Annotated in this window: 28 protein-coding genes; 19 read left to right on the top strand and 9 right to left on the bottom strand. The window is 70.7% G+C overall.

Annotation, left to right across the window (positions count from 1 at the left end; genetic code table 11):
• Position 1 precedes the first annotated feature (1 nt).
• Both PSH03_RS14685 and PSH03_RS14680 read right to left on the bottom strand, forming a co-directional pair.
• The gene (locus PSH03_RS14685; protein ID WP_030332098.1) at positions 2 to 502 is read right to left on the bottom strand and encodes a cation:proton antiporter regulatory subunit; all 501 of its coding nucleotides are present in this window, start codon (positions 500 to 502) and stop codon (positions 2 to 4) included.
• Positions 503 to 589: 87 nt separating this feature from the next.
• Positions 590 to 811 carry a winged helix-turn-helix domain-containing protein gene (locus PSH03_RS14680; protein ID WP_112668519.1) on the bottom strand — a complete coding sequence of 74 codons (222 nt, stop codon included), beginning with the start codon at positions 809 to 811 and terminating at the stop codon, positions 590 to 592.
• Between the two features lie 283 nt (positions 812 to 1,094).
• Here PSH03_RS14680 and PSH03_RS14675 point away from each other — a divergent pair, with 283 nt between their 5' ends.
• Entirely contained in the window at positions 1,095 to 1,358 is a 264-nt protein-coding gene (locus tag PSH03_RS14675; RefSeq protein ID WP_210782993.1) for a hypothetical protein, read from the top strand.
• Between the two features lie 79 nt (positions 1,359 to 1,437).
• Here PSH03_RS14675 and PSH03_RS14670 read toward each other — a convergent pair whose 3' ends face one another.
• Complete coding sequence (locus PSH03_RS14670; RefSeq protein WP_238689459.1) at positions 1,438 to 2,574, bottom strand: epoxide hydrolase family protein; 1,137 nt, start codon at positions 2,572 to 2,574, stop codon at positions 1,438 to 1,440.
• Positions 2,575 to 2,659: 85 nt separating this feature from the next.
• Here PSH03_RS14670 and PSH03_RS14665 point away from each other — a divergent pair, with 85 nt between their 5' ends.
• From PSH03_RS14665 to PSH03_RS14595, 15 genes are all read left to right on the top strand, one after another.
• Positions 2,660 to 3,304 carry a TetR/AcrR family transcriptional regulator gene (locus PSH03_RS14665; RefSeq protein WP_238689458.1) on the top strand — a complete coding sequence of 215 codons (645 nt, stop codon included), beginning with the start codon at positions 2,660 to 2,662 and terminating at the stop codon, positions 3,302 to 3,304.
• Positions 3,305 to 3,389: 85 nt separating this feature from the next.
• Positions 3,390 to 5,981 (top strand): ATP-dependent chaperone ClpB, encoded by a 2,592-nt coding sequence (gene clpB, locus PSH03_RS14660; protein ID WP_238689457.1) that lies wholly within the window; start codon positions 3,390 to 3,392, stop codon positions 5,979 to 5,981.
• A 177-nt stretch (positions 5,982 to 6,158) separates the two neighbouring features.
• Complete coding sequence (locus PSH03_RS14655; RefSeq protein ID WP_210782985.1) at positions 6,159 to 6,785, top strand: DUF4178 domain-containing protein; 627 nt, start codon at positions 6,159 to 6,161, stop codon at positions 6,783 to 6,785.
• Between the two features lies 1 nt (position 6,786).
• Positions 6,787 to 7,299: a DUF2617 family protein gene (locus PSH03_RS14650; RefSeq protein ID WP_238689456.1), complete on the top strand. Its 513-nt coding sequence runs from the start codon at positions 6,787 to 6,789 to the stop codon at positions 7,297 to 7,299.
• Positions 7,296 to 7,721, top strand: coding sequence for a DUF4247 domain-containing protein (locus PSH03_RS14645; protein ID WP_210782981.1), 426 nt, complete (start codon positions 7,296 to 7,298; stop codon positions 7,719 to 7,721). Before PSH03_RS14650 ends, PSH03_RS14645 begins: the two co-directional genes overlap by 4 nt.
• A 33-nt stretch (positions 7,722 to 7,754) precedes the next feature.
• Positions 7,755 to 8,177: a DUF350 domain-containing protein gene (locus PSH03_RS14640; RefSeq protein ID WP_210782979.1), complete on the top strand. Its 423-nt coding sequence runs from the start codon at positions 7,755 to 7,757 to the stop codon at positions 8,175 to 8,177.
• Positions 8,178 to 8,229: 52 nt separating this feature from the next.
• Positions 8,230 to 9,822 (top strand): polyamine aminopropyltransferase, encoded by a 1,593-nt coding sequence (locus PSH03_RS14635; protein WP_210782977.1) that lies wholly within the window; start codon positions 8,230 to 8,232, stop codon positions 9,820 to 9,822.
• A 122-nt stretch (positions 9,823 to 9,944) separates the two neighbouring features.
• Positions 9,945 to 10,316, top strand: a complete 372-nt coding sequence (locus PSH03_RS14630; RefSeq protein WP_238689455.1) for a hypothetical protein — start codon at positions 9,945 to 9,947, stop codon at positions 10,314 to 10,316.
• Positions 10,317 to 10,331: 15 nt separating this feature from the next.
• Positions 10,332 to 10,619: a hypothetical protein gene (locus PSH03_RS14625; protein ID WP_238689454.1), complete on the top strand. Its 288-nt coding sequence runs from the start codon at positions 10,332 to 10,334 to the stop codon at positions 10,617 to 10,619.
• 82 nt (positions 10,620 to 10,701) lie between these two features.
• Positions 10,702 to 11,283 carry a DUF4178 domain-containing protein gene (locus PSH03_RS14620; RefSeq protein ID WP_238689453.1) on the top strand — a complete coding sequence of 194 codons (582 nt, stop codon included), beginning with the start codon at positions 10,702 to 10,704 and terminating at the stop codon, positions 11,281 to 11,283.
• Positions 11,284 to 11,385: 102 nt separating this feature from the next.
• Positions 11,386 to 12,150, top strand: coding sequence for a hypothetical protein (locus tag PSH03_RS14615; RefSeq protein WP_238689452.1), 765 nt, complete (start codon positions 11,386 to 11,388; stop codon positions 12,148 to 12,150).
• A 72-nt stretch (positions 12,151 to 12,222) separates the two neighbouring features.
• The gene (locus PSH03_RS14610; protein ID WP_210782967.1) at positions 12,223 to 12,876 is read left to right on the top strand and encodes a hypothetical protein; all 654 of its coding nucleotides are present in this window, start codon (positions 12,223 to 12,225) and stop codon (positions 12,874 to 12,876) included.
• Between the two features lie 10 nt (positions 12,877 to 12,886).
• Entirely contained in the window at positions 12,887 to 13,696 is an 810-nt protein-coding gene (locus tag PSH03_RS14605; RefSeq protein WP_210782965.1) for an SDR family NAD(P)-dependent oxidoreductase, read from the top strand.
• Between the two features lie 169 nt (positions 13,697 to 13,865).
• Positions 13,866 to 14,405, top strand: a complete 540-nt coding sequence (pyrE, locus tag PSH03_RS14600; protein WP_112586136.1) for an orotate phosphoribosyltransferase — start codon at positions 13,866 to 13,868, stop codon at positions 14,403 to 14,405.
• Between the two features lie 57 nt (positions 14,406 to 14,462).
• On the top strand, positions 14,463 to 14,840 hold the full coding sequence (locus PSH03_RS14595; RefSeq protein ID WP_030332125.1) for an ArsR/SmtB family transcription factor: 378 nt from the start codon (positions 14,463 to 14,465) through the stop codon (positions 14,838 to 14,840).
• A 166-nt stretch (positions 14,841 to 15,006) separates the two neighbouring features.
• On the opposite strand, the gene PSH03_RS14590 is transcribed toward PSH03_RS14595, so the two are convergent.
• The 4 genes from PSH03_RS14590 to PSH03_RS14575 form a co-directional block, all read right to left on the bottom strand.
• Positions 15,007 to 15,828, bottom strand: coding sequence for a DedA family protein (locus PSH03_RS14590; protein WP_238689451.1), 822 nt, complete (start codon positions 15,826 to 15,828; stop codon positions 15,007 to 15,009).
• Between the two features lie 158 nt (positions 15,829 to 15,986).
• The gene (locus PSH03_RS14585; RefSeq protein WP_238689450.1) at positions 15,987 to 17,546 is read right to left on the bottom strand and encodes an LPXTG cell wall anchor domain-containing protein; all 1,560 of its coding nucleotides are present in this window, start codon (positions 17,544 to 17,546) and stop codon (positions 15,987 to 15,989) included.
• A gap of 258 nt (positions 17,547 to 17,804) precedes the next feature.
• Positions 17,805 to 19,376: an LPXTG cell wall anchor domain-containing protein gene (locus PSH03_RS14580; protein WP_210782959.1), complete on the bottom strand. Its 1,572-nt coding sequence runs from the start codon at positions 19,374 to 19,376 to the stop codon at positions 17,805 to 17,807.
• A gap of 147 nt (positions 19,377 to 19,523) precedes the next feature.
• Positions 19,524 to 19,736 carry a hypothetical protein gene (locus PSH03_RS14575; protein ID WP_210782957.1) on the bottom strand — a complete coding sequence of 71 codons (213 nt, stop codon included), beginning with the start codon at positions 19,734 to 19,736 and terminating at the stop codon, positions 19,524 to 19,526.
• Between the two features lie 124 nt (positions 19,737 to 19,860).
• Here PSH03_RS14575 and PSH03_RS14570 point away from each other — a divergent pair, with 124 nt between their 5' ends.
• Together PSH03_RS14570 and fbaA are read left to right on the top strand one after the other, a co-directional pair.
• A complete protein-coding gene (locus tag PSH03_RS14570; protein ID WP_030491363.1) occupies positions 19,861 to 20,244 on the top strand; it encodes a phage holin family protein in 384 nt (127 codons plus the stop codon).
• A gap of 136 nt (positions 20,245 to 20,380) precedes the next feature.
• Positions 20,381 to 21,406 (top strand): class II fructose-bisphosphate aldolase, encoded by a 1,026-nt coding sequence (fbaA, locus tag PSH03_RS14565; RefSeq protein WP_124853722.1) that lies wholly within the window; start codon positions 20,381 to 20,383, stop codon positions 21,404 to 21,406.
• A gap of 52 nt (positions 21,407 to 21,458) precedes the next feature.
• Here fbaA and PSH03_RS14560 read toward each other — a convergent pair whose 3' ends face one another.
• Positions 21,459 to 22,652, bottom strand: coding sequence for an LOG family protein (locus PSH03_RS14560; protein WP_210782955.1), 1,194 nt, complete (start codon positions 22,650 to 22,652; stop codon positions 21,459 to 21,461).
• Positions 22,653 to 22,901: 249 nt separating this feature from the next.
• Here PSH03_RS14560 and PSH03_RS14555 point away from each other — a divergent pair, with 249 nt between their 5' ends.
• Complete coding sequence (locus PSH03_RS14555) at positions 22,902 to 23,330, top strand: DUF3151 domain-containing protein (RefSeq protein WP_091396135.1); 429 nt, start codon at positions 22,902 to 22,904, stop codon at positions 23,328 to 23,330.
• Positions 23,331 to 23,382: 52 nt separating this feature from the next.
• On the opposite strand, the gene PSH03_RS14550 is transcribed toward PSH03_RS14555, so the two are convergent.
• A partial coding sequence (locus PSH03_RS14550; protein WP_372494758.1) for a MinD/ParA family ATP-binding protein occupies positions 23,383 to 24,798 on the bottom strand: 1,416 nt, incomplete at its 5' end.

The following is a 24,798-nucleotide window of genomic DNA, read 5'->3' as shown; positions in this document are numbered from 1 at the left end:
CTCAGCCGTCCGGGTCACTGTCGGCGAGGATGGCGGAAACGCCGTCGAGACCTCTACGGGTCCCGACAACGACCACCACGTCGCCGGCCGCGAAGCGGAAGGAGGGGAGTGGCGAGACGATCACTTCGCCTTCACGCAGTACAGCCACGATGGAGGCGCTGGTGCGGGTACGCGCCTTGGTGTCGCCGAGCTTCCGGTTGACGTACGGGGAGCCGGCCGTGATGGCGATCTGCTCGGTGAGCAGACCGGCGGCCTGCTCCCGGAGCCCGGAGAGCTGGCCGAGCATCAGCGACGCGCCGAGGATGTCGGCCAGAGCCTCAGCCTCGTCGTCGGTCAGCGGAATGTCCGACTGGCAGGCGTCGGGGTCGTCGGGATCGTAGAGAACGAGATCACGGCGGCCGTTGCGGTGAGAAACGACGCCCAGGCGGCGTCCGGACTCCGTCACCAGATCGTGACGTACCCCGATCCCGGGTAAGGCGGTCTGCTCGACACGTACTCGCACCCTCCAAGGCTACCGCTTTGTGAACAGAGCGCAGATCTTGGAGGGACAGCATCCCTCGGGCCGGCCCCGGCGCAGCCCAATGGCCATTTACTTTGGGTCGCTGACGTAGGTGCCTTTGCCTTGATGTCCCTCGGTCAGACCCTCGGCCTGCAGAATCAGCAGCGCTGATCGGACCGGCTCGGCGGAGACGCCGTAGTGCGCGGTCATTTCACGCAACGAGGGCAGCTTGTCGCCCGGCGCGTATTCGCCAGAAGCGATCTTGTCGCGGATGTCCTGCGCGATGCGTTGGCGGTCCGAAACTCGGGGCATGGGGCAACTCCTGGTAGGCCCCAAGATCTTCCCATGCGGTTGGCCGGTCGGCCAACACTTCGCGTGCTAAGCATGGTCACTGGTTGTCCTGCAATGCTTTGCATTGTATGTTGACCGGGCGGGCACTCGGGGTGTGGAAAGCCTGGTAGGCAGCCGGCCTCCTCGGCCGGGTCGTCCGCGTCGCCGCTGGCACGGCCGTGCGCTCCCTCGAGTAAACGGCCGTGCCAGCGATCCGCACCCCCAGGAGAGGAACAGCGCTGATGGTGGATCGAGGGTGGCGGCGATGACCGGGCGGTACGTCATCCACCTGCCGATATCCGCGCCCGATCTGGCCCGCGCGAAGATGCTGGGGCGGACCGCCGGTCGGTCGCTGGCCTTCCTGGCTCGGATCGACCTCGGCGGGATCACCGTCTCGACCGAGGACAACCAGGGGGTACGGCACTGGGTCTTCTGCGACCGGCGGCTGGACGGTGACCGTCGCTGCGTGCTCCGCGCCGACCACGAAACCCCGTGCACCGCCCGGTTGCCCCGGCGAATCGGCCCTTAGGGGCCGTACCAGATCAAGCGGTCGGTGCCCGCCCCGGTCGAGCGGGGCGGGCACCGATCGGTCGCACCGGACGTCGAGGTCAGCGGAGGCTGCTGAAGAACTCGCGGATGTCGGCGACCAGCACCTCGGTGGCCTGGTGGGCGGCGTAGTGGCCGCCGACCTCGCCCCGGCCGTCGACGTCGGTCTCGTACGCCGTCCACCGGACGATGTTCGCGTGGTCCCGCTCGGCGAAGCGGCGGATGGACTGGAAGTCGCCGGGGAACATGGCCAGCGCGGTCGGAGCGGTGGTCGGCTCGGTCGGCGGCTCGCCGGCGTGGGCGTCCTCCCAGTAGAGCCGGATCGCCGAGGCGGCCGTGCCGGTGAACCAGTAGAGCGCCACGTTGGCCAGGATGAAGTCGGCGTCCAGACTCTCGTCGAAGAGCTGGGCGTTCCAGGCGAGCAGCCCCACGGGCGAGTCGGTCAGCGCGAACGCCAGGGTCTGCGGTTGCTGACTGTGCACCTGGTTGAAGGAGAACTTGTTCTCGTAGAACCACTGGAGGTGCCCGAGCGCGGCCTGGTCCGTCTCGGAGAGCCCGGCGAACTCGGCCGGGTCGCCGGAGGGGAACGAGAAGAGTTGGGTGACGTGTACGCCGAGCACCCGCTCCGGGGCGATCCGGCCCAGCTCCGGCGCGATCATCGAGCCGGCGTCGTTGCCGACCGCGCCGTAGCTGTCGTACCCCAGTCGGTTCATCAGCTCGGCCCAGGCGCGGGCGATGCGGAACCGGTTCCAGCCGGCGTTGCGGGTCGGGCCGGAGAAGCCGAAGCCCGGCAGTGACGGGACGACCACGTGGAAGGCCGGTGCGTCCGGGTCGGTCGGCTCGGTGAGCGGGGCGATCACGTCGAGGTACTCCAGCACCGAGCCGGGCCAGCCGTGGGTGAGCACCAGTGCCGTGGCGTCCGGCCGGGACGACCGGACGTGCAGGAAGTGGATCTGCTCGCCGTCGATCTCGGTGACGAACTGCGGGTGAGCGTTCAGGTGGGCCTCGACGGCACGCCAGTCGAACTCGCCCCGCCACCGGTCGACGAGGTCGCGCACCCGGTCGGTGCTCATCCCGTACGAGTCGCCGGCGCCGGGCAGGTCGGCGGGCCAGAGGGTGCGGTCCAGCCGGGCGGCCAGGTCGTCGAGGGCGGTCTGCGGGATCTCGACGCGGAACGGGCGGATCGCGGTGTCGCTCATGGCGGAACTCCTTCGGAACGGAATGTTTCGTTCTGCAATCACCATAGCAGAGCGGAACGATCCGTTCCACTGTTAGGCTGGGGGCATGTCAACGACTTCCGGCAAGACGCTGGGCGGTCGCCGCGCCCAGGCCGCCCGCAACGACGAGGTCATCCTCGAAGCCGCCCGCGCCGTCTTCCTCGACGACCCGAAGGCCCCGATCGCCGCCGTCGCGGAGCGCGCGGGCGTCGGGATCAGCGCCCTCTACCGGCGGTACGCGGGCAAGGAGGACCTGCTGCGCCAGCTCTGCCACGACGGGCTGCGCCGGTACGTCGCGGAGGCCGAGACCGCCCTCGACGAGCCGGACGACTGGGCCGCGTTCACCGGCTTCCTGGCCCGGGTGGTCGACGCCGACGTGCACTCGCTCACCGTCCACCTGGCCGGCACCTTCACCCCGACCGAGGAGATGGGCCGGGACGCGATGCGCGCCGGCGAGTTGGCCACCGCCCTGGTCGACCGGGCACACGCCAGCGGGCGGCTGCGCCCCGACGCTGTCGCACACGACCTGGGGTTGTTATTGGAAGCGTGCGCCGCGGTCCGCGTACCCGATCCGGAGCGGACCCGCCAACTGCGCCGCCGGCAGCTCGCGGTCCTGCTGGCCGGCCTGTCATCGGTGCCGGGTGCGGACCCGCTGCCCGGCCCGCCTCCGGCGGCCGGCGAGTTCGACTGGCGGTGGCGGCGCCGGGAGTGATGGGCGTCACGCGCTAAGGTTGAGCGGAATACGCTCAACTCTGGTTGTGTCCAACCCAGTGGACAACGCCGATCCGGGGGAGCCCATGAACACCGAAAGACTCACCACCAAGAGCCGCGAAACCATCACGGGCGCTGTCGCGCTGGCCAACCAGCGTGGTCACGCCACAGTGGAGCCCTGGCACCTGCTCCTGTCACTCCTGGACACCGACGGTTCGACCGCCACCGGTCTGCTGCGCGCCGTCGGGGCCGACCCGACCGAGCTGCGCCAGGCCGCCCAGCGCGCTGTCGACAATTTGCCGGCCGCCCGCGGCTCCAGCATCGCCGAGCCGACGTTGGCCCGGGAGTTCGTCAACGCCATCGGCGCCGCCGAGCAGATCGCCCGGCCGCTGGGCGACGAGTACACCTCCACCGAGCACCTGCTCGCCGGCCTGGCCCGGGTGGGCGGGGCGGTGTCCGGCGCGCTGAAGACCGCCGGCGCCACCGAGGAAGCCCTGGTCGCCGCCTTCCCGACCGTTCGCGGTGGGGACCGTCGGGTCACCACCGCCGACCCCGAGCAGACCTACCAGGCCCTCACCAAGTACGGCGTCGACCTCACCGCCAGCGCCCGGGACGGCAAGATCGACCCGGTCATCGGCCGGGACTCCGAGATCCGTCGGGTCATCCAGGTGCTCTCCCGGCGTACCAAGAACAACCCGGTGCTGATCGGCGAGCCCGGCGTCGGCAAGACCGCGATCGTCGAGGGCCTGGCCCAGCGGATCGTCACCGGCGACGTGCCCGAGTCCCTGCGCGACAAGAAGCTGATCTCGCTGGACCTCGGCGCGATGGTCGCCGGGGCGCAGTACCGCGGCCAGTTCGAGGAGCGACTGAAGTCCGTCCTGGAGGAGATCAAGAACTCCAACGGGCAGGTCATCACGTTCCTCGACGAACTGCACACGGTCGTCGGCGCCGGCAAGGGCGAGGGCTCGATGGACGCCGGCAACATGCTCAAGCCGATGCTGGCCCGTGGCGAGCTGCGGATGGTGGGCGCCACCACGCTGGACGAGTACCGCGAGCACATCGAGAAGGACCCGGCGCTGGAGCGTCGTTTCCAGCCGGTGCTCGTCGGTGAGCCGACCATCGAGGACACCATCGGCATCCTGCGCGGGCTCAAGGAGCGCTACGAGGTGCACCACGGCGTACGGATCACCGACGCCGCGCTGGTGGCCGCCGCGACGCTGTCCGACCGTTACATCACCGAGCGGTTCCTGCCGGACAAGGCGATCGACCTGGTCGACGAGTCCGCGTCCCGGCTCCGGATGGAGATCGACTCGCGTCCGGTCGAGGTGGACGAGATCGAGCGGGCGGTCCGCCGGCTGGAGATCGAGGAGATGGCCCTGGCCAAGGAGCCGGACGCCGCCTCGGCCGAGCGGTTGGAGCGGCTCCGCAAGGAGTTGGCCGACAAGCGCGAGCAGCTCACAGTGCTCTCCGAGCGCTGGCAGACGGAGAAGAGCCACATCACCAAGCTCTCGACCGCCAAGGAGGAGTTGGAACGCCTCGGCGGTGAGGCCGAGCGGGCCGAGCGGGACGGCGAGCTGGAACGCGCCGCCGAGCTGCGCTACGGCCGGATCCCCGCCCTGAAGGTCGAGCTGAAGCAGGCCGCGGAGGAACTGGCCCAGCTCCAGTCCGACGGCGCGATGCTCAAGGAGGAGGTCGGCGCGGACGACATCGCCGCTGTGGTCGCCTCCTGGACCGGCATCCCCGCCGGCCGCCTGCTGGAGGGTGAGACGGCCAAGCTGCTGCGGATGGAGGAGTCGCTGGGCGGCCGGGTGGTCGGCCAGACCGAGGCGGTCGGCGCGGTCTCCGACGCGGTACGCCGTGCCCGGGCCGGTATCGCCGACCCGGATCGCCCGACCGGCAGCTTCCTCTTCCTCGGCCCGACCGGCGTCGGCAAGACCGAGCTGGCCAAGGCCCTCGCCGAGTTCCTCTTCGACGACGAGCGGGCCATGGTCCGCATCGACATGAGCGAGTACGGCGAGAAGCACTCGGTCGCTCGCCTGGTCGGGGCCCCGCCCGGCTACGTCGGTTACACCGAGGGTGGTCAGCTCACCGAGGCGGTGCGCCGACGGCCGTACTCGGTGGTGCTGCTGGACGAGGTGGAGAAGGCCCACCCGGACGTCTTCGACGTGCTGCTCCAGGTGCTCGACGACGGCCGGCTCACCGACGGCCAGGGCCGCACTGTGGACTTCCGCAACGCGATTCTGATCCTCACGTCCAACCTCGGGTCGTCGGTGATCAGCGACCTGACGCTCGCCGATGAGCAGCGCCGGGAGGGCGTGCTGGCCGTGGTCCGGTCGCACTTCAAGCCGGAGTTCCTCAACCGGCTGGACGACATCGTGGTCTTCGCCTCGCTGCGCGGGGACGACCTGCGCTCCATCGTCGACATCCAGTTGAACCGGATGCGGCGTCGGTTGGCCGATCGCCGGCTGGGTCTGGAGATCACCGATGCCGCCCGGGACTGGCTGGCCGAGCACGGTTACGACCCGATCTACGGTGCGCGACCGCTCCGCCGCCTGGTTCAGACCGCAATCGGAGACCAACTGGCGAAGGCCCTCCTGTCCGGCCAGATCCGCGACGGCGAAACCGTGAAGGTGGACCGCGCCACCGAAACCAACACCCTGTCCGTCACCGCCGCCTGATCCGTCGCACCCGGGCCGATCCCGCCTCGCAGGCGGGGTCGGCCCGACCCGTTCTCTGCCCCCGACGGTGCCCCACCGGGACGCTCCGTAGCTGCCGTATCACCAGGCAATGATGAGTTTCTCCAGGTGCGCGGGGTTGTTACCGTTCCCGCCGACGCACTTGGGGAGGTGGTCGGCATGAACGGTCCCGTGGCGTACCTGGTGGCGACGCTGGGGTGTCTGATCGGAGTCGCCGGGGTCGTGGTGGCGGTGGTGGCGGTTCGCAAGGGCCGCAAGGCCGCCCGGCCGGCTGCACCCGCAGACCCGTTCCGGGACACCGACAGCGACGCGCTCCGCGGTGACCCGCGCAGGCTCAAGCCCGGCGACATCGTCGAGATCCGCCGGGTGTCGTACGCGGTCCGGGGCTCGGTGCATCTGAATGAGGGCGGCTGGAGCTGGGCCGAGCACCTGCTCGACACCGTCGAGGGCGACAAGCGCTGGCTCTCCGTGGAGGAGGACCCGGACCTGGAGTTGGTGCTCTGGACCGCCGAGCCGGCCGCCACGATCGCCCCGGGCGCGTCCGCCCTCGACTTTGCCGGCCGCCGCTACGCCTTGGAAGAGTCCGGTCAGGCCCGCTTCACGGCCACCGGCAGCACCGGCCTCGACCCCGGTGGCACCCTTCGATACCACGACTACCGGGCCCAGGGCGGCGAACGGCTTTCCTTCGAGGCGTACGGCCAGGCCGGCTGGGAGGTCGCCCGGGGCGAGCAACTGCACCGCGCCGACGTGATGGTGTACCCGCAGGCCGGGCCGGAGGCCAGCTGACGTGTTGGTGAGCCTCCACACCCCATACGTCGACACCTGCGCCGCCGACTTGAGCCTGGCACTCGGCGGCCCGGAGCGGCCCGCGCTGCACGTCCGCGACCTCACGCTGCCCGGGGACGTCCGGCTACGGCTGCGCCTGCTCGGCGCGTCCCACCAGGTCGTGCTGGCCGAACCCGGCAGTGCGGTCGGACTCACCGAGACGGTCGCCTGCCTGCCTGGTCGGCCGCCGCACCTGCCCGGCGCCCTGCACGACGAGGCGGGCGGCTACCGCTTCACCGCCAGCGTGCTGCGCCCCGCCAACGGTGAGTTGCACACCCGGATCGCCGGGCTCCGCGCCGACCTGGCCGACGACCCGTATGCCCTGGTCGGAGTCTTTCCCGGTGACCCGGACGCGGTCACCGCGCTGGCCGTGCGCACCGACCTGCCGCACCTGTCGGTCGGCTGGCGTACCTGGCACGCGTACCCGCAGACCAATGAGCTGGTCCTGACCGAGACGGTGGTGGCACTGCGATGACGTACCGACGCTGGTTCGTGGTGGGCGCGGCGACGGCAGTGGTCGGCGTGCTGGTCGCGGCCTTCGCGCTCGTCAACGGCACCTTCTCCCCGCGCGCCTACGTGCAGGACAGGTACTCGCGAGCGGCCAGCCGGGACATCGGCCGGGAAGCGACCGCGTACACCTCGTCCAAGTCACCGACCACTGTCGCCGAGGAACTGACCGACGCGTGGAAGCCGTCCGACCGGTACGCCGACGGCAGCGGCGTCTACCTGCGCTACGACGACGACTCGGTGGTGATCCTGCCGATCGCCGCCGGCTCGGTGATTCTGCTCGAAGACATGAAAACCGCTCACCCTCGTTACCACTCGACCGTCGGGTCGTACTGGGGCTGGGGACGCGGCAGCAGCGTGCGGGGCGGCGGCCCCGGCACCGGCAAGTAGCCCGACGCCCGACCCCTTGACCTGGAGCCCTCCGTGCAGAACCTCGTCATCGATCTACTGGCCACCCTTGCCTTCGGCGCGGTCGGCGTCGTCCTCATGGGCATCGGCTACGGGCTGGTCGACCTGACCACTCCCGGCAAGCTCCACGAACTGATCTGGACCGAGCGCAACCGCAACGCGGCGCTGCTGCTCGCGTCCAACCTGCTCGGCGTCGGCACCATCGTTGTCGCGGCGATCGTCGCCAGCGACGACGACCTCGCCCTGGGGCTGGTCGGCGCGGCGGCCTACGGGATCGTCGGCCTGGTGATCATGGCCGCGGCGTTCCTGCTGCTCGACGCGGTGACCCCGGGCCGGCTCGGCGAGCTGCTGGTCGACCCGGAGCCGCACCCCGCCGTGTGGGTGTCGGCAGTGGTGCACCTGGCCACCGGCGCGATCATCGCCGCCGCGATCCTCTGATGACCGGGGGACCGCGACCGCGCGGTGCCGGTCGGCCGTACCCGGGGCGGTCATGAGCACCGGGGCGCCGCGGGTGGTCGACGGCGGCACCGAGGCCCGGCCGCACTGGCGGCTGGCCCGCGCGGCGGTGCTGGTCGCGGTCTTCGTCTGCGCCGCCTGCGGGCTGGTCTACGAGCTGGCCCTGGTCGCGCTCGGCAGCTACCTGATCGGCGACACCGTCGGGCAGGCGTCGATCGTGCTCGGCGTGATGGTCTTCGCGATGGGGGTCGGCGCGCTGGTCGCGAAGCCGTTGCAGCCCCGGGCCGCCGCCGCGTTCGCGGTGATCGAACTGACCCTGGCCCTGCTCGGTGGTCTGTCCGTGCTCGGCCTCTACGCCGCCTTCGCCTGGCTCGACCTGTACGGCCCGGCGCTGGTCGGCACCGCCTTCGTGCTGGGCCTGCTGATCGGCGCGGAGATTCCGCTGCTGATGGTGATGCTGCAGCGCATCCGCGAGCAGGCCGCCGGCAGTGCGGTGGCCGACCTGTTCGCCGCCGACTACGTCGGCGCGCTGCTCGGCGGGCTCGCCTTCCCGTTCCTGTTGATCCCCGTCTTCGGCCAGCTCAAGGGCGCCCTGGTGGTCGGCGCGGTGAACGCGGTGGCCGGTCTCGCCCTGGTCTGCACGGTGTTCCGGAGGGAGCTGAGCCGCCGCGCCCGGCTCGTCCTCGGCGCCGGCTCTGTCGTGGTCGCGCTCTGCCTGGGGTACGCCTGGGTGACCGCCGCCGACTTCGAGGTGACCGCCCGGCAGCAGCTCTACCGGGACCCCGTGGTGTACGCCGAACGCTCCCGTTACCAGGAGATCGTGCTGACCCGGTCGGTGCGGGAGGTCGGCCACGCCGACACCGACCTGCGGTTGTTCCTCAACGGTGATCTTCAGTTCAGCTCGGTCGACGAGTACCGCTACCACGAGGCGCTGGTGCATCCGGCGATGCGCGGCCCGCGCGGCGACGTCCTGGTTCTCGGTGCCGGCGACGGCCTCGCCGTCCGGGAGATCCTGCGGTACCCGGACGTCCGCCGGGTGACAGTGGTCGACCTCGACCCGGCGGTGGTGGCGCTGGCCAGCACCGTGCCGCAGCTACGGGAGCTCAACGGCGGCTCGCTCGACGACCCCCGCGTGCGGGTGCTGAACACTGACGCGTTCGGCTGGCTGCGTACCGCCGCCGAGCGCTTCGACGTGGTGGTCGCCGACCTGCCCGACCCGGACGAGACGGCCACCGCCAAGCTCTACACGGTCGAGTTCTACGCGCTGATCAGGTCGGTGCTCGCCGAGCAGGGACGGCTGGTGGTGCAGTCCGGCTCGCCGTACTTCGCGCCCCGCTCCTACTGGTCGATCGATGCGTCGGTGCGGGAAGCCGGCTTCGCCACAGTGCCGTACCACGTCGACGTGCCGTCCTTCGGCGACTGGGGTTTCCTGCTCGCCACGGCGGGAACCGTCCCGCCGGTGCTGGAACTGCCGGCCGACGCGCCCCGGTTGCGTTTCCTCGACCCGGGCGTGCTGCGGGCGGCGGCGGCCTTTCCCCCCGACCGCGCCCGCCTGAACGTGCCCCCCAGCACCCTCCTTCGACCGAGGGTCCTCGACTACGCCCGCACGGAGTGGCGCGGCTACTGACCCCCACCACCTGGCGCCTGGACAAGGCGGCTGTGTCAGGAGAGTGTCCGCTCATGGCGCAAACCTCTTGATTAACGGGGTGGAGTGGGGGCGGACGGGGAAAGGGTGGAGGCATGTTTGGGATGCGGAAGGCTTGGGAGCGCGAATTGGGCGCCGCCGTCGACACGTTGGTGGCGGCTGACACGCTCGCCTTCGGGGGAGTTGGCTTCGCCGGGACCCTGTTGCCGGTGACCGAGGCGTACCACCGGGTCGAGGCCGCCCTCGGCGACCACCCCGAGGAGGTACGCCGCCAGCTCGACCGGGTGCTGGCCGACGGCACGCCCGCCGGCCGGGCGTACGCGGCCACGCTGCTCGAGCGGGTCGACCCGGAGGCGGCCCGAGCGGCCTGGACGTCGCTGCGGGACGATCCGAGCGAGTTCACCACCTTCGTCGGCTGCGTGATGGACAGGGAAACCCTCGGCACGTACGCCAGTCGGCGGCTCGCCGCAGCATGATCCATTCGCCGGTCGGTGCTGCCCGATTGGTTCTGCCGGTCGCCGACGCCGCGTACCGCGAACGAGGCGCTGCCCGGCCCGGCCTGGGTGATGCCCGTCCCCACCTACGCCCCGACCGGTTACGGATATCCGACAGCTCCGCTCGTGCCGGGCTTCCTGCCGCCGAACCAGCCGCTCCCACCCGGCTACCTGATCTGCCCCGACCCGGCCGCGCACCTGACGCCGGGCGCGCCGGGCACCTCACCAGGGCCGACCGGACCCCCGGCGGCACCTCCGCAGGACGCACCCGACCACAGTCGCTAGCTGAGCTGTCGGCCACAGCGCGGGCCTTCCTGGTGCCGAGGGTTGTTACCGTCTGCGCCGACGTACCTGGGGAGGTGGTCGGGTGGACGCGCTGGTGACGTGCCTGGTGGCGGCTGTTGCCGTACTCGCGGTGGTGGTGGTGGTCGTCGTGCGGGCCCGCCGACGGCCGACGGCCCGGCCCGACGGCCAGCAGGCGGAGCCGCCGCGCGGCGGCCCGCTCCGCCTGGCCCCGGGCGACCGCGTGCGGATCCGCGAGCGGGAGTACGCGGTGAGCGCCACGATCCGGCTGGTCGAGGGCGACTGGAGTTGGGTGCAGCACCTCCTCGACGACGACTCCGGCACCCGACACCGGCTCTCCGTGGAGGACGGCCCCGAACTCGAGCTGGTGTTCTGGACCGCCGAACCGGGCGCCACCGTCACCCCGGGCGCCCCGACCATCGAACTCGGCGGGCGGCGCTACACCTGGGCCGAGACCGGGCAGGCGCGTTACACAGCCACCGGCGAGACCGACCTGCCGTCGGCCGGGACGATGCGCTACCACGACTACCAGTCCGGCGGTGCCGCGCGGCTCTCCTTCGAGGCGTACGGCGAAGAGGGTTGGCGGGTCGCCCGCGGTGACCTGCTCGACCCCGCCGACCTGACGATCCGCCCGCCCCGTGCCTGAGGCCCGCTGAACCGGACCGGGCGGACGCGCCGGGCTCGTCACGGCATGCCGAACTGGCTGGTTGTCGATACGGTGTGGGCGCGATCTTAGGGAAGGAGAATCGTGGTCGATTCCCAGAGCACGCCGGCCCGTCAGCGGCCATCCATTGTGTCGATTTCCAGTTACCTGCTCTTCCTGTTCCTGGCACTCCAGGTGATCACTCTGATCATCACGCTCAGCACCTTCGGCAAGACGCGGGACGCGCTCCGTGCGGCGTACGCGGACAGCGCCACCGACGGTGACCAGGTGGCCGACGTCTTCGCCGTCATCGGCATCGGCGGCAGCATCGTCCTGCTGCTGCTCGCGGTCGTGCTGGGCGTGCTGGCCCTGTTCAACAACCAGGGCCGCAACGGCGCCCGGATCACCACCTGGATCGTCGGCGGCATCATGGTCTGCTGCGTCGGCGGTGGTCTGCTCAGCAACGCGGCCGGCGGTCTCAACACCGGTGGCGGGAATGCCGGCGACGGGCCGAGCCCGGAGGAGATCCAGCGCCGTCTGGAGGAGGCCCTGCCCTCCTGGGTCACCCCGGTCAGCCTCCTGCTCGGCGTGCTCAGCCTGATCGCGCTGATCGCGGCGCTGGTCCTGCTGGCGCTGCCGAAGGCCAACCCGTTCTTCCGCAAGCAGACCGCGGGCTGGGAGCCGCCGACCCCGGGCGCCAGCTACCCGGGTCCGCAGGCGCCCGGTCAGCCGGGCTACCCGCAGGCATCGGGTGAGCCCGGTTATCCGTCGAGTGGGGAGCCGAGCTACCCGCCGCCACCGGCCGCGAACCGGCCGGACGACACGCCGCCCACGGACCGGCCCGGGTCAACCCCGCCGCCGACCAACTGACGGCTCGATAAGCACGACGCCGACGATCCCTCCGAGTAGGTTGCAACCCGACGCCTACCGGAGGGATTCGTCGTGTCGTACCCGGAATCGGCACCGGCCCGCCGGCCCGCCGCCGTCCTGTCGGCCGCGACCGTGCTGTTGGTGATGGCGGTCGCCGCGCTCGCGTACGCCGTGGTCGACCTGGTGGTGCTGGGCGGGACTGTCGACGCGTTCCGCTCCGCCGCCCGCGACACCTCGGCAAGCCCCGAGCAGATCGACGACGTGGTGACTCTGCTCCGCGCGTCCGCGGTGCTGTCGGCGGTGGTGGCGGCGCTCTCCGCGCCACTGCTCGCCGGCCTCGCCCTCGGGCTGCTGGCTGGCCGCAACGGCGTCCGGGTGGCGACCTGGGTGGTCAGCGGGCTCGGCCTTCTCGGCGGCTGCTGCAGCGTGGCGGTGGTCGTCGGCGAACGGGCCGCGCCATTGCAACTGGGCTCCGGTGAGCAGGCTCTCGCCGAGTTGCTGGGCCTGATCGGCGACGCGTACCCGTCCTGGTGGATCCCGCTCAACGCCGGGCTTTCCGTCGCCCAAGGGCTCGGTTACCTTGTAGTAGCTACGCTGCTGGCACTGCCGGCCGCGAGCAGCTGGTTCGGCCGCCACCGCTCGACACCAACCGCACCGCCCCACTTCATGCCCGCCCCGCACCAGCCCCCGTCGGCGCCGCCCGCGCCCCCGTACCCGCCCAGGTGAGGACCACTCCGTGACGCTCGACCCCACCACTGCCGAGCGCCGAGCCCTGATCACCGGGGCCACCGCCGGCATCGGCGCGGCGTTCACGCGGCGGCTGGCCGCCGACGGCTGGCACCTGGTGCTCGTTGCCCGCGACGCGGCGCGGCTGACCGAGCTGGCCACCGAGCTGGGTTCCACGTACGGACGCGAGGTGGAGACGATCTCGGCGGATCTGTCCACCGACGACGGATGCGCCACCGTGGAGCAGCGGCTCGCCGACGGCAGCCCGGTGCACCTGTTGGTCAACAATGCGGGGATCAGCCTGAACAAACCGTTCCTGCGCTCCACGGCGGAGGACGAGGCGCGACTGTTGCGACTCAACGTGCACGCGGTCATGCGGCTGACCCTGGCGGCGCTCCGACCGATGACCGAACGGCGAAATGGGGCAGTGATAAATGTCTCTTCGGTCGCCGGTTTCGGTACGGCCATGCCCGGATCGACGTACTCGGCCAGCAAGGCGTGGGTCACCAACTTCAGTGAGTCCGTCGGGCAGTCGGCGCGGCCGTTCGGCGTACAGGTGATGGCCCTCTGCCCCGGCTACACCCGCACCGAATTCCATCAGCGAGCCGGCATCAACATGTCCAAGACGCCGGAGTGGCTGTGGCTGCGGGCCGAGGATGTGGTGGACGAAGCCCTGCGTGACCTGCGCAAAGGCAAGATGGTCAGCATCCCGGCGTGGAAGTACAAAGTGGTCGTCGCCGGCATGCGACACGCGCCGCGGCGGCTGCTCCAGGCGGTCGCGCGGGACACCCGCGGCCGGATCGGTCGCGACGAGCGCTGAGCTTCGACCGGCCCGCCGACACCGAGCGAGTGGTGGGACGGCGTTGGCACGCCGCTGTCGGGCCAGTTGCTGAGCGTAGTCGAGCATCGCCAGTCATCGGTTCCCCCCGGGGCTGATCAGGGTGGACCCCGCACACGGCGTTCAGAGTTGCGCAGTAACCTCTATCGCCATGGGGGACCACGACGACCTGCGTAAATTCATTACCGACCTGGCTGTGGTCCACGGCCGGGTCGTGCTCTCGTCGGGGCGCGAGGCAGACTGGTACGTGGATCTGCGGCGCGTCACGCTCCATCACCGGGCCGCTCCTCTGGTCGGCCGGGTGTTGCTCGACCTCACCGCCGACTGGGAGTTCGACGCCGTTGGGGGCCTCACCCTGGGCGCGGATCCTGTCGCGCTCTCGATGCTGCACGCCGCCGCTCCGACCGGCCGGGCCCTGGACGCCTTTGTGGTGCGCAAGGCGGGCAAGGCCCACGGTCTTCAGCGGCGGATCGAGGGACCGGAGGTGGCTGGCCGTCGAGTGTTGGCGGTGGAGGACACATCCACGACGGGCGGAAGTGTTTTGACCGCTGTCGAGGCGCTTCGCGAGGCCGGGGCGGAAGTCGTGGGCGTGGTGGTTATTGTTGATCGAGGCGCCGGCGACGCGGTGCGAGCCGCCGGATTGCCGTACCGGGCGGCCTATACGTTGGCTGACCTCGGCCTTGTGGCGTAAAAGTCTGCCGATTCGGATCTGCTGATATGCAGGCGGATCGATGCTGCTGGTGGAAGGATGGAATACGTGGGAACTGCGTTGGCCGAAATGACTATGCCTCAGATCTCGCCGCTAAACGGCGAGCCGATCGAACGTGCCGATGCCGAGCGTCTCGCCGGGGTCCTCAAGGCCCTTGCTGATCCTGCTCGGTTGCGGCTGCTCAGCCTGATCCAGTCGGCCCCCGAGGGCGAGGCGTGCGTCTGTGACCTGACGGCGCCGCTCGGCCTCTCTCAGCCGACGGTCAGTCATCACCTGCGTATCCTCACCGAGGCTGGCTTGTTGCAGCGGGAGAAGCGCGGTGTCTGGGCGTACTACAGCCTGGTCCCGAGTGCGATCGCGACGATCGCCGACCTGCTGACCCCGCCGCGTAAGCGGGCCACCAAGAAGGCCCGCTGACCTAGGCACTACACGCCGTCCCGAGCCGGGGCGGCGTCCGGTGGCGAGCCAGGGGTGGCGCCACCGGTGGTTGACACCTGCTCGTCCCCGGTCGCACCACCGGAGGCCGGGTTCGACATGCCGACGGCCGACCCCCTCACCAGGGGGCCGGCCGTCGTCGTACCGCTCAACGGTCCTGACCGTGCTCCGGGCGCTGACGGCCGTGCTCGTGCCGGTCGTGGTCGAACGCCTCACGGGCCGCCTCCACCGCGCCGGCGGCACTGGCCGCCGCGACCACCGCGACCGCCTCGCCGCGCTTACGAGCCCGCCGGTCGCGCAGGAACTCGAAGAAGATCGGCAGCACCGAGATCACAATGATCAGGGCCACCACCGGCAGGATGTAGTGGTCGATCTTGTCGCCGATGGCCTGGTAGATCTGCTCGGCCAGCAGGTAGCCGATCAGCAGGATGCCGTCCACCCAGAGCACCGCGCCGACGATGTTCCAGAGCAGGAACTTCTTGGCCGGCATGCCGAGCGCGCCCGCGACCGGGTTGAGGAACGTGCGGACGATCGGAATGAAGCGCGCCAGCACGACGGCCTTCGCCGGGCCGAACTTCTGGAAGTAGTACTCGGCCTTCTCCACGTACTCCTTCTTGAAGAGACGGGAGTTCGGCCGCTCGAACATCGGCCGGCCGTACCGCGCGCCGAGCCAGTGCCCCAGCTGCGCGCCGACGATCGCGCAGATCGGCCCACCGATCAGCAGACCGGTGAGGGAGAGGCGGGTGCCGTCGCCGAAGATCGCGTCCGCCACCGGTGACGAGGCGACCCCGGCGAGGAACAGCAGCGAGTCACCGGGGAAGAAGAAGCCCACCAGCAGGCCGGTCTCGGCGAAGAGGATCACCCACACGCCGATCAGCCCGAAGGTCTGCAACAGATCCTTGGGATCGAGCGGGTTCAGGGCGACGCTCTCCACGAGAGCGCGGGTCTTCTCAGCTGTGTCCACGGCCACAAAGGGTACCGAAGCCCAGGGCCCCGGCCGCGCCGGACCGGCCCGTCACCACCCGCCCGCGCCGTGGGGTCAAACGACGGTGCCCCGGCGTCGTGGGGTCCAACGACGGTGCCCCGCCGACCGTGGTGGTCGACGGGGCGCCGGTGGTGCGGGGTGGGTCAGGCGACGAAGCGGGTCCGGCGGCGCTTGGCCACCAGGTAGCCGCCGAGGCCCGCGGCGAGCAGCAGCGCGCCGAGGCCGACGATCAGGCCGGTGGACTGACCGGTGACCGGCAGCGAGCCGCCGTCGTCACCGCCGCCCTGGCCGCCGTCTCCGCCGCCGTTCACCAGGATCTGCGCGGTGTCGTTGGCCGGGTTCAGGTCCTTGATCTCGGTCTCCTCGTGCCCGGTACGCAGCGTGACCTCGCCGGCCTGGTCGCCGGCCTGGTCGATCCGCACCTGGAACTCGTAGTCGACCTTCTCGCCCTTTTTGATCGAGCCGTCCACGAAGCACCGGTAGACCCGCGCGCCGGGCTTGCCCGGCTCCCACCCGTCGTCCTCGGAGTCGAAGCAGTTCTCCGAAGCGCGGACGGCGGTGACGCCCTTCGGCAGCGTGACGGTGGTGCCGATCCAGGGCGACTCGCCGCCACCCGCGTTGACGGCCGCCGGCCCGTTGTTGACGTAGCCGACCGTGAGCGCGACGGTGGCGCCGACGTCACCGGTCACCGTCGCGCCGCGCGCTGCCACATCGGCCCGCTGGTCGCCGGTCACCTGAAGGTCGACCCAGGTCGAGTTGTCCAACGGGTTGACGTCGGTCTGCCGGGAGCGCAGGTTCATGACCGGCTCGAGCTTCAGCTCACCCTCGGTCCCGTTCGGCCCGAGCTTGGCCGGGAGTTCGGCCACGGACCGGTACTCGTCCCAGTCGGCAGGCGTGAACCAGGTGGAGAACCCGCCGAAGGCGTTCGGCGCCCAGCTGTCGGCGGGCACGGTGAACCCGAAGCTGTCGTCGAGGCGGAAGCTACTGTTCTCGCCGATGGTCGTGTCGAAGCGGCAGACGAACGCGAAGTCGTGCAGCGGGCCCTCGGTGTACTCGCAGTTCTCGTAGCGCTTCGACGGCTGAAGACCGTCCGCGCCGACGACGTAGAGAACCGCGTCCTTCGCGGGCACCTCGCCCCGGTTCGTCACCTGGAACGGAGCCTTCAGCGTGGCGCCGGGCGCGCCCTTGAGCTCCAGGGACTCGTTGGTGGTGAGGTCGACGCCCTCGCCGATTTCCACCGTCGAGCTGTAGGAGGCGGATCCGGACTTGCCGTCCGGCGTGACAGTGAAACTCAGCTCGCCCTTCTGATCGGGCTTGGCGTCGGCCTTTGCGCGAACGACGAGGGAGACGAGGTTCAGGTACGAGCCGTCGTCGTCCTGGTCCTCGACCTTGCACGTCAGGATCGCACCGGACTCGGTGCAGTTGTCCCCGCTGCTCTCGACGTCGGCGAAACCGTAGACCTTGCTCCGGTCCACCTTGATCGTGTAGTCGTCGGGCTGCCGCTCCGTGGTGAGCGAGAAGAGGGTGAGCCACTTCTCGGTGCCGCCGGGCGCGACGATCACGTTGTTGGCGTACAGGTCGAGATTCTCTACCGGTGCGGCGAGGGCTGCCGGTGCGGCAAAGGCGGGGGTGGCGGAGGCGGCGACGAGCGCGCCTGCGACGCCCAGCCCGGCGAGCCAACGCCGGGTGGAGTGGGTGAGCATCAGGGGAGTTCCTCCAGTTGGGGGATCAGGTGGAGCCTGCGGATCTTAAGGAATCGCTAAGGCTGACTGCAGCCCTCAAAACCGCCCGCTGGGCAAGACGAACCAAAAGGTTGATCGAAGTCACCGCAATGTTCGGTCGGTCCGCTTCCGTCATCTGAGGCAGGAGCCCTCGGGAGGCGCAGTGACGTACGAGGAGTTCGCGACGACGCCCCGCCGGCCCGGTAAGGGACGGCGGGGCGTCGGTCGGGTCGGGGTGGGTCAGGCTGGGAAGCGGCTGCCTTGGCGTCGGGCGAGCAGGTAGCAGCCCACACCGGTGACGAGCAGCAGGGCGCCGATGCCGACGATCAGGTTGGTGGGGGCACCGGTGATGGGCAGCGAACCGCCCCCGCCCGCGCCACCGTCGCCATCACCGTCGCCTTGGTCACCGCCGCCCTGGGCCGCGTTGACCACGATGGTGGCCTTGTCGTTGGCCGGTTCGATGTCGTCCTTGAAGCCCTCGCCGCCGGGGCACTCGCACGGTGCGTTGACCCGCACCGCACCCCGGGCGTTGGAGACGACCTTGTCGATACGCAGCCGGAACTTCATGGCGTAGGTCTGCCCGGCCACCAGGAGCATCTCCGAGGCGCACGAGTACGTGCGGGTGGTGTCCTGCCGCAACCAGCAGTTGTCGGGGACCTCGACGGCGGTGGTGCCCGGCGGTAGCTCGACGTCGGTGTGGGTGGCGGCCTCGAAGTCTCCGTTCGTTCCGTCGAGCGTCGCCGGGCCGTTGTTCCGGAAGCCGACTGTCGCCGTGACGACGGTGCCGGCCGCGCCCTTGAGCGTGGCGCCGATCGCCGCGAGGTCGGTGCCGTTCACGCCGGTGGCCCTGATAATCCATGCGGTGTAGTCGTTACCCGGGCCGACATCGGTCTGGTCGGCCTGCCGCACCCTGCTGGGTGCCTCGGTCATGGTCAGTTTCGGGCCGCTGCCGGGGTTGGCCGCTCGTGCGCCGACGGCCGTCCGCACCCGGGTCAGGTCCTCGAAGTCGGCGCTGGTCATGAACTGGGCGTAGCCGGAGTGGCTGGCCGGCGCGTATGTGTCCTTGACGAATTCGAGGTTCAGCGTGGTGGCCAGCCCGGTGCCCACCGGGATGTCCTCGTCGAAGTGGCAGGAGACCAGGTGGTCGCCGGAGTAGCGGCAGTTGCTGAACCGGTCCTTGGTTCGGATCGAGTAGGGGAGGTCGAAGACCGCGACGAACCCGGTGACGGCCTTGTCGCCGGCGTTGGCCACGACCAGCGGCACCGTGAACTTCCCACCCGGCTTGGCGGAGAGGCTGGTGTACGGTCCGCCGGCCAGGTCGACCCCCTCGCCGACCCGGACCCGGGAGGTGTAGCTGCCGCGCCGCCCGCCGGCCGCCTGGAAGCTGACAGCGACGTCGCCGGAGTCGCCGAGCTGCGCATCTTCGGTGAGGCCGAGGTGAACCCGCTTGGCCCCGTTGCGGTAGATCCCGCTGCCGAGCGGCGGCATCTCGTACAGGACGACATCGGAGCGCTCCGTGCAGACGAGAACGCCCGGCTCCGGCGCGGTGCACTCCTGGCCGTCGGCAGGAGCCACAGTGATCTTGGTGGCCAGGGAGCGGTAGTCGTACCGCACGGAGACGTCGGTGAGGACCGTCGGCTCGTCGGCGTGCAGCAACAGGCCACGGATGGTCGCCTCCGAGCCGATGGCCAGCGTGGCGTCCTGGAAGTAAGGCTCGATCGTGGGTGCGGCGACGGCGGGGGTGGCGGAGGCGGCGATCAACACGCCTGCGGCGCCGAGGCCGGTCAGCCAGCGGAGCGAGTGCTTGAGCATGGGGGTCCTCCCGTGGGGGTACAGGTGGCGCTCGTCCAACCTAGGGACGCCAGACTCCTCCGGTAACCCCTCTCGGATCGATATTCGTCTAATGACCCGAACGGCTGAACACCCCTGTCGCAACGGGCAGCCGACCCCGTGACGGAATCAGCGGTAGTCGTCCTCGTCCCCGGTGACCACCCGGGCCTGCTCCATGGCGTCCCAGTCGTCGACCTCCAGGCCGCGGTGCGGCTCACTGTCGACGTCGGCCGGGCCGGCGACGGTGGCCTGCTCGACCGCGTCGGCCGGGTTCGCCTCGGGGTCCCGTTCGTTGGGCGCGAGGTGGTCGCCGGGGGTGAAGTCCTCGTCGGGCTGACCCATCATCCCTCCCGGGGGTCTCGGGGCACGGTTCCCACCCACCGTACGGGTTGGGCCGGCGCACCGCCCGGAAGCGGAGTAGGCGGAATCAGCCCTCGGCGACGCGACCCGGTGCCAGGATGGTGCCGTGGGCTTCCTCATCAGACTGGCGATCACCGCTGTCGCGTTGTGGATAACCACGCTGATCGTGCCCGGGGTCGACGTGCACGGTCGTTCGGGTGGCAACACAGTGCTCACCCTGATCGTGGTGGCGCTGATCTTCGGCGTGATCAACGCGGTGCTCAAGCCGGTGATCCGGGTCGTCGGTTGTGTGTTCTACCTACTGACCCTGGGCCTGTTCGCGCTGGTGGTCAACGCGTTGCTGTTCCTGCTCACCGACCGGATCGCCCGCGGGCTCGACCTGCCGTTCCAGGTGGACGGATTCTGGCCGGCGTTCTGGGGAGCCATCGTGATGACCGTGGTGACCTGGTTGATCAGCGTCATCGTGCCGGACAACCTGGATCGCCGGTGAACGGCTAGCACCCGGGTCGGTTGTTCCGGCGCACCTCACCTACGGGATACTTCCGGGCGGAGGACAGCGCGGTCCGGCGCACAAATGAAGAACAGCGGCCAGCACGGCCGAGAGTGGTAAGTAAGGAGCGCATCACATGCCCATCGCTTCCCCCGAGGCTTACGCGGAGATGCTGGACCGCGCCAAGGCTGGCCGGTACGCGTACCCCGCGATCAACGTGACCTCCTCCCAGACGCTGAACGCGGCGCTCAAGGGCTTCGCCGACGCGGAGAGCGACGGCATCATCCAGGTCTCCACCGGTGGCGCCGAATACCTCTCCGGGCCCTCGATCAAGGACATGGTCACCGGCGCGGTGGCGTTCGCCGCGTACGCGCACGAGGTCGCCAAGAAGTACTCGGTGAACATCGCCCTGCACACCGACCACTGCCCGAAGGACAAGCTGGACGGGTTCGTGCGTCCGCTGATGGGCATCTCGCAGGAGCGGGTGAAGCGCGGCGAGGAGCCGCTGTACCAGTCGCACATGTGGGACGGCTCGGCCGTGCCGGTCGCGGAGAACCTGCAGATCGCCGCGCAGCTGCTCGACGAGGCCGCCAAGGCCAAGATCGTCCTTGAGATCGAGGTCGGTGTCGTCGGTGGCGAGGAGGACGGCGTCGAGAACGCCATCAACGACAAGCTCTACACCACCACCGATGACGGCCTGGCGATGGTCGAGGCGCTCGGCCTCGGCGAGAAGGGCCGCTACATGGCGGCGCTGACCTTCGGCAACGTGCACGGCGTCTACAAGCCGGGCAACGTCAAGCTCCGTCCGGAGATCCTCAAGCAGATCCAGGACGCCGTCGGCGCCAAGTACGGCAAGGACAAGCCGCTCAGCCTGGTCTTCCACGGCGGCTCGGGCTCCCTGCTGAGCGAGATCCGCGAGGCTCTGGACTACGGCGTGGTGAAGATGAACATCGACACCGACACCCAGTACGCCTTCACCCGCCCCGTCGTGGACCACATGCTCCGCAACTACGACGGCGTGCTGAAGATCGACGGCGAGGTCGGCAACAAGAAGCAGTACGACCCGCGCGCCTGGGGCAAGGCCGCCGAGGCCGGCCTGGCCGCCCGGGTCGTCGAGGCCTGCGAGCACCTGCGCTCCACCGGCACCACGATGACCAAGTAACGACGTCCGACCCGACGGCCGGCTTCCCGCACGGGGAGCCGGCCGTTCGTCGTCAGGCCGTCAGCAGGCGTACGGCCTCGCGCACGTCGTCGGTGAGGTGGATCGTCGACGACAGGTCACCGAACGGGGACGCGGCCAGCAGCGGACGCAACAGCGCCTCCACCGGCAACTCCACTGTCCAGTAGGCGCGGTCCAGGAAGATGTACGCCCCGCTGGCGCCGTCGGTGCCGTAGTAGGTCTTGGTGGCCGCCTGGAACACCTCCTGCACCGTGCCCGCCCGCCCCGGCGCGAAGACGATGCCGCCCCGGGCGAGGCGCAGGATGGTGTCCTCGCGGATCGCGTTCGAGAAGTACTTCGCGATCCGCCCGGCGAACAGGTTCGCCGGCTCGTGCCCGTACAGCCAGGTCGGAATGGCCAGACCACCCGCACGCGCCCAGTCCAGGTCGTCGCCGCGCTGCCGGGGCACCCCCGCGTACCGCTGCCGGACCGTCAGCGCGGTGGCCGTGTACCGGTGGTGGTCGGTGAAGTCGGGGGCGGTGGCCAGCAGGTCGATCGCGGCCGTCACATCGGTCGCCGGCCGGTCCGCCAGGTAGGCGCCAAGGTTCGCGGCCTCCATCACACCCGGGCCGCCGCCGGTCACCACCAGCCGGTCGGCCCGCGCCAGCTCCCAACCCAGCACCGCCGCCATCCGGTACGCCGGACTGCCGCGCCGCACCGCGTGCCCGCCCATGATGCCCACCACCGACTGCGGCCCGTGCGCGGTCAGCCAGATCCGGGTGGCGTCGGCCAGCGCGTTGTCCACGCCGTGGTCGTGCAGCCGCTGACCCAGCGCCTCCTTGACGTCCGGCAACGCGCCACCGTGCGCCCGGTAGTGGTCGTACACCCGGGTGTCGTACATCCCGGTGAACCCGCCCTCGGCGAACCCGGCGGCCAGTTCGTCCGGGGTGTAGAGGTGCGTCGGCTGGGTCGGGTACGGCAACCCGGAGAACGGCGGCACCACGTTCGCGCCGCGCCGGACCAGGTCGGCGCCCACGTCCCGGGACGCGAACCGGCAACCGACGAAGAGGGTGCCGGCGACGTCGACGCCGGTCAGGTCGGGCACCGGCGCGAGGTCGAGCCGCAGGCCCTGCACGGTCAGCCCGGTCAGCCGACCGGTGGCCAGCTGTTGGTCGAACTCGGCCCGGGTCTGGATCTCACCGGCGTGCAGGTGCGGCTCGATGACGTCCGCGGGAGGTGGGGTCGGCACCGGGCCATCCTGCCCCTCCGCAGGGGCCGGTCAAACCTCGGGCCAGGGGTGGAACCGACAGGAGCCCGATGGTCGTGGCCACCGGGCTCCTGCATAACCGGTTCCTGGGGAGGCTCCGGACTATTAGTTGTAGTGGAAAACGCCAGGCAGCGGCATAGGCCGCAGGCGTGACCAACTCCTCAGCCGTTCAGCGGGACACGTCGGCCGACCCGCTCGCGTGTCGCCCTGTCTAGCGGGTTGAATGGGGCGATGCAGAACCTTTTGCCAGAGCCACCGGCCACCCGCCTGCCCGTGAACGACGAGGCCGACGCCGCCCTGGCCGCCGCCGACGAGGCCGGCACCGATGAGGCGTACGCCAACGTGGCGGCCGGCTTCCCGACCTACAGCGCGGCCTGGGCGGAGCTCGCGGCGCGGGCGTTCGCGCAGGGCCAGGTGGTGACGGCGTACGCGTACGCCCGCACCGGTTACCACCGGGGCCTCGACCAGCTGCGCCGCAGTGGTTGGAAGGGGCACGGCCCGGTGCCGTGGTCACACGAGCCCAACCGGGGCTTCCTCCGTTGCCTCTACGTGCTGTCCCGCGCCGCCGACGAGATCGGCGAGGCCGACGAGGCGGCCCGCTGTGCCCAGTTCCTGCGCGACTGCGACCCGGAAGCGGCGGACGCGCTGGCGAGCAACTGACCCCGCCCCGGCGGCCGGCCCGACATCGGGCCGGCCGTCGGTGGGTTGGGCCCTACAGCCCTTCGGCGACCGCCGCGGCGATCTTCAGCCAGGCGTCCCGGGTGGCCGAGGAGAGCCCGCCGTACCGGATCGGCTCGCCACTGTCGATGAGCCGCTCGTACGGGGCCAGCAGCACCGCCCGGGTGCGGGCCGCGAAGTGCTCCTGGATGGCCGGCAGGTCGATCTCCTTGCGGGACGGTGGCATCGACACCACCGTCACGGCCTGACGGACCAGCCGTTGCCGGCCGCTCTGTTCCAGGTGGTCGAGCATCCGGGCGGCGGTCTCGGCGGAGTCGTTACGGGCCGACATGGTGACCACCAACTGGTCGGTGGCGTCCATCGACGCCTGCCAGTTCTGTGCCCGGACGTTGTTCCCGGTGTCCACGAAGATCAACTTGTAGAACCGGCTGACCACCTCACGGATCTCGGCGAACGCGGCAGCCGTCAACATCTCGCCACCGGTGGCCGACTCGTCCGAGGCCAGGACGTCGAACATCCCCTCGCCCTGCGAGCGGACGTACTGCGACAGGTCGCCGACCCGCCCGTGCGCACCCTGGAACTGCCCGAGGTCACGCAGCATGTCCCGCACGGTGCGGGAGTGGAAGTCCTGTTGGGCGCGCATCCCCAGGGTGCCCTGGGTTTCGTTGTTGTCCCAGGCCAGCACGTAGCCGCCACGCTTCTGACCGAACGTCATCGCGAGCAGCAGGATGGCCACCGTCTTACCGGCACCACCCTTCGGGTTCACCACGGTCACCTGCCGCAGACCGCCGAAGTTGCGGCGCACCATCTCGATGTCCCGCTTGAGCTCCTGCTCGTGCCGCCCGGGAGAGAGTCGGAGCAGGCCCATCTTGTTGACCACCGCGCGTACACCCATTGTCGCCACCGGGTCGGCGGGTCGAACCTGGCGGCGTCGGGCGAAGTCCTCGGCGGTCGGAGCGGCGGTGGTGTCCGGTGTCCAGCTCGCGTCCGGGTACGCGGCCGCGTCCGGGTACGCGGGGGCCGGCACCCGGGTCACCCCGTCGGCCTCCTGGTACGGCTGCCCGGGCGTGCCGCCGGGCGAGCCCTGCTGCCAGGGCGGCGGGTACCAACCCGGCGAGGGCGGGAACGGCCCGGGTGGTGGGGTCCCCGGCCCGGCCTGCCCAGCAGCGTGCTGCGGTGCGGCAATGCCGTGCGGTGGGTTGTTGAACTGCGTCACGTCGGGCGGCGGTGGAATCTGCGCCGGGCCGGCCTGGCCGGGGATGAACGGCTGCCCGGGGTGTGCCTGCCCGGCGTCGGCGTGCGGGGCGACCGGCGGCGGCGGAATCGGAGGCGTCGCGCCGGACTCGCCCTGGGCGGGCGTGGCCGTTCCGGCCGGGCGTTGCGGCGGGTACGCCCACGGCGACTCGGCAATCGGCCGCGCCGGCCCGTCGGCGGACCCGTCCGCACCGGG

Source organism: Micromonospora salmantinae, from assembly GCF_022230905.1.
Lineage (GTDB): Bacteria > Actinomycetota > Actinomycetes > Mycobacteriales > Micromonosporaceae > Micromonospora > Micromonospora salmantinae.
The sequence above is the reverse complement of the archived record's forward strand: the minus strand, read 5'-3'. Positions and strand labels throughout refer to the sequence as shown.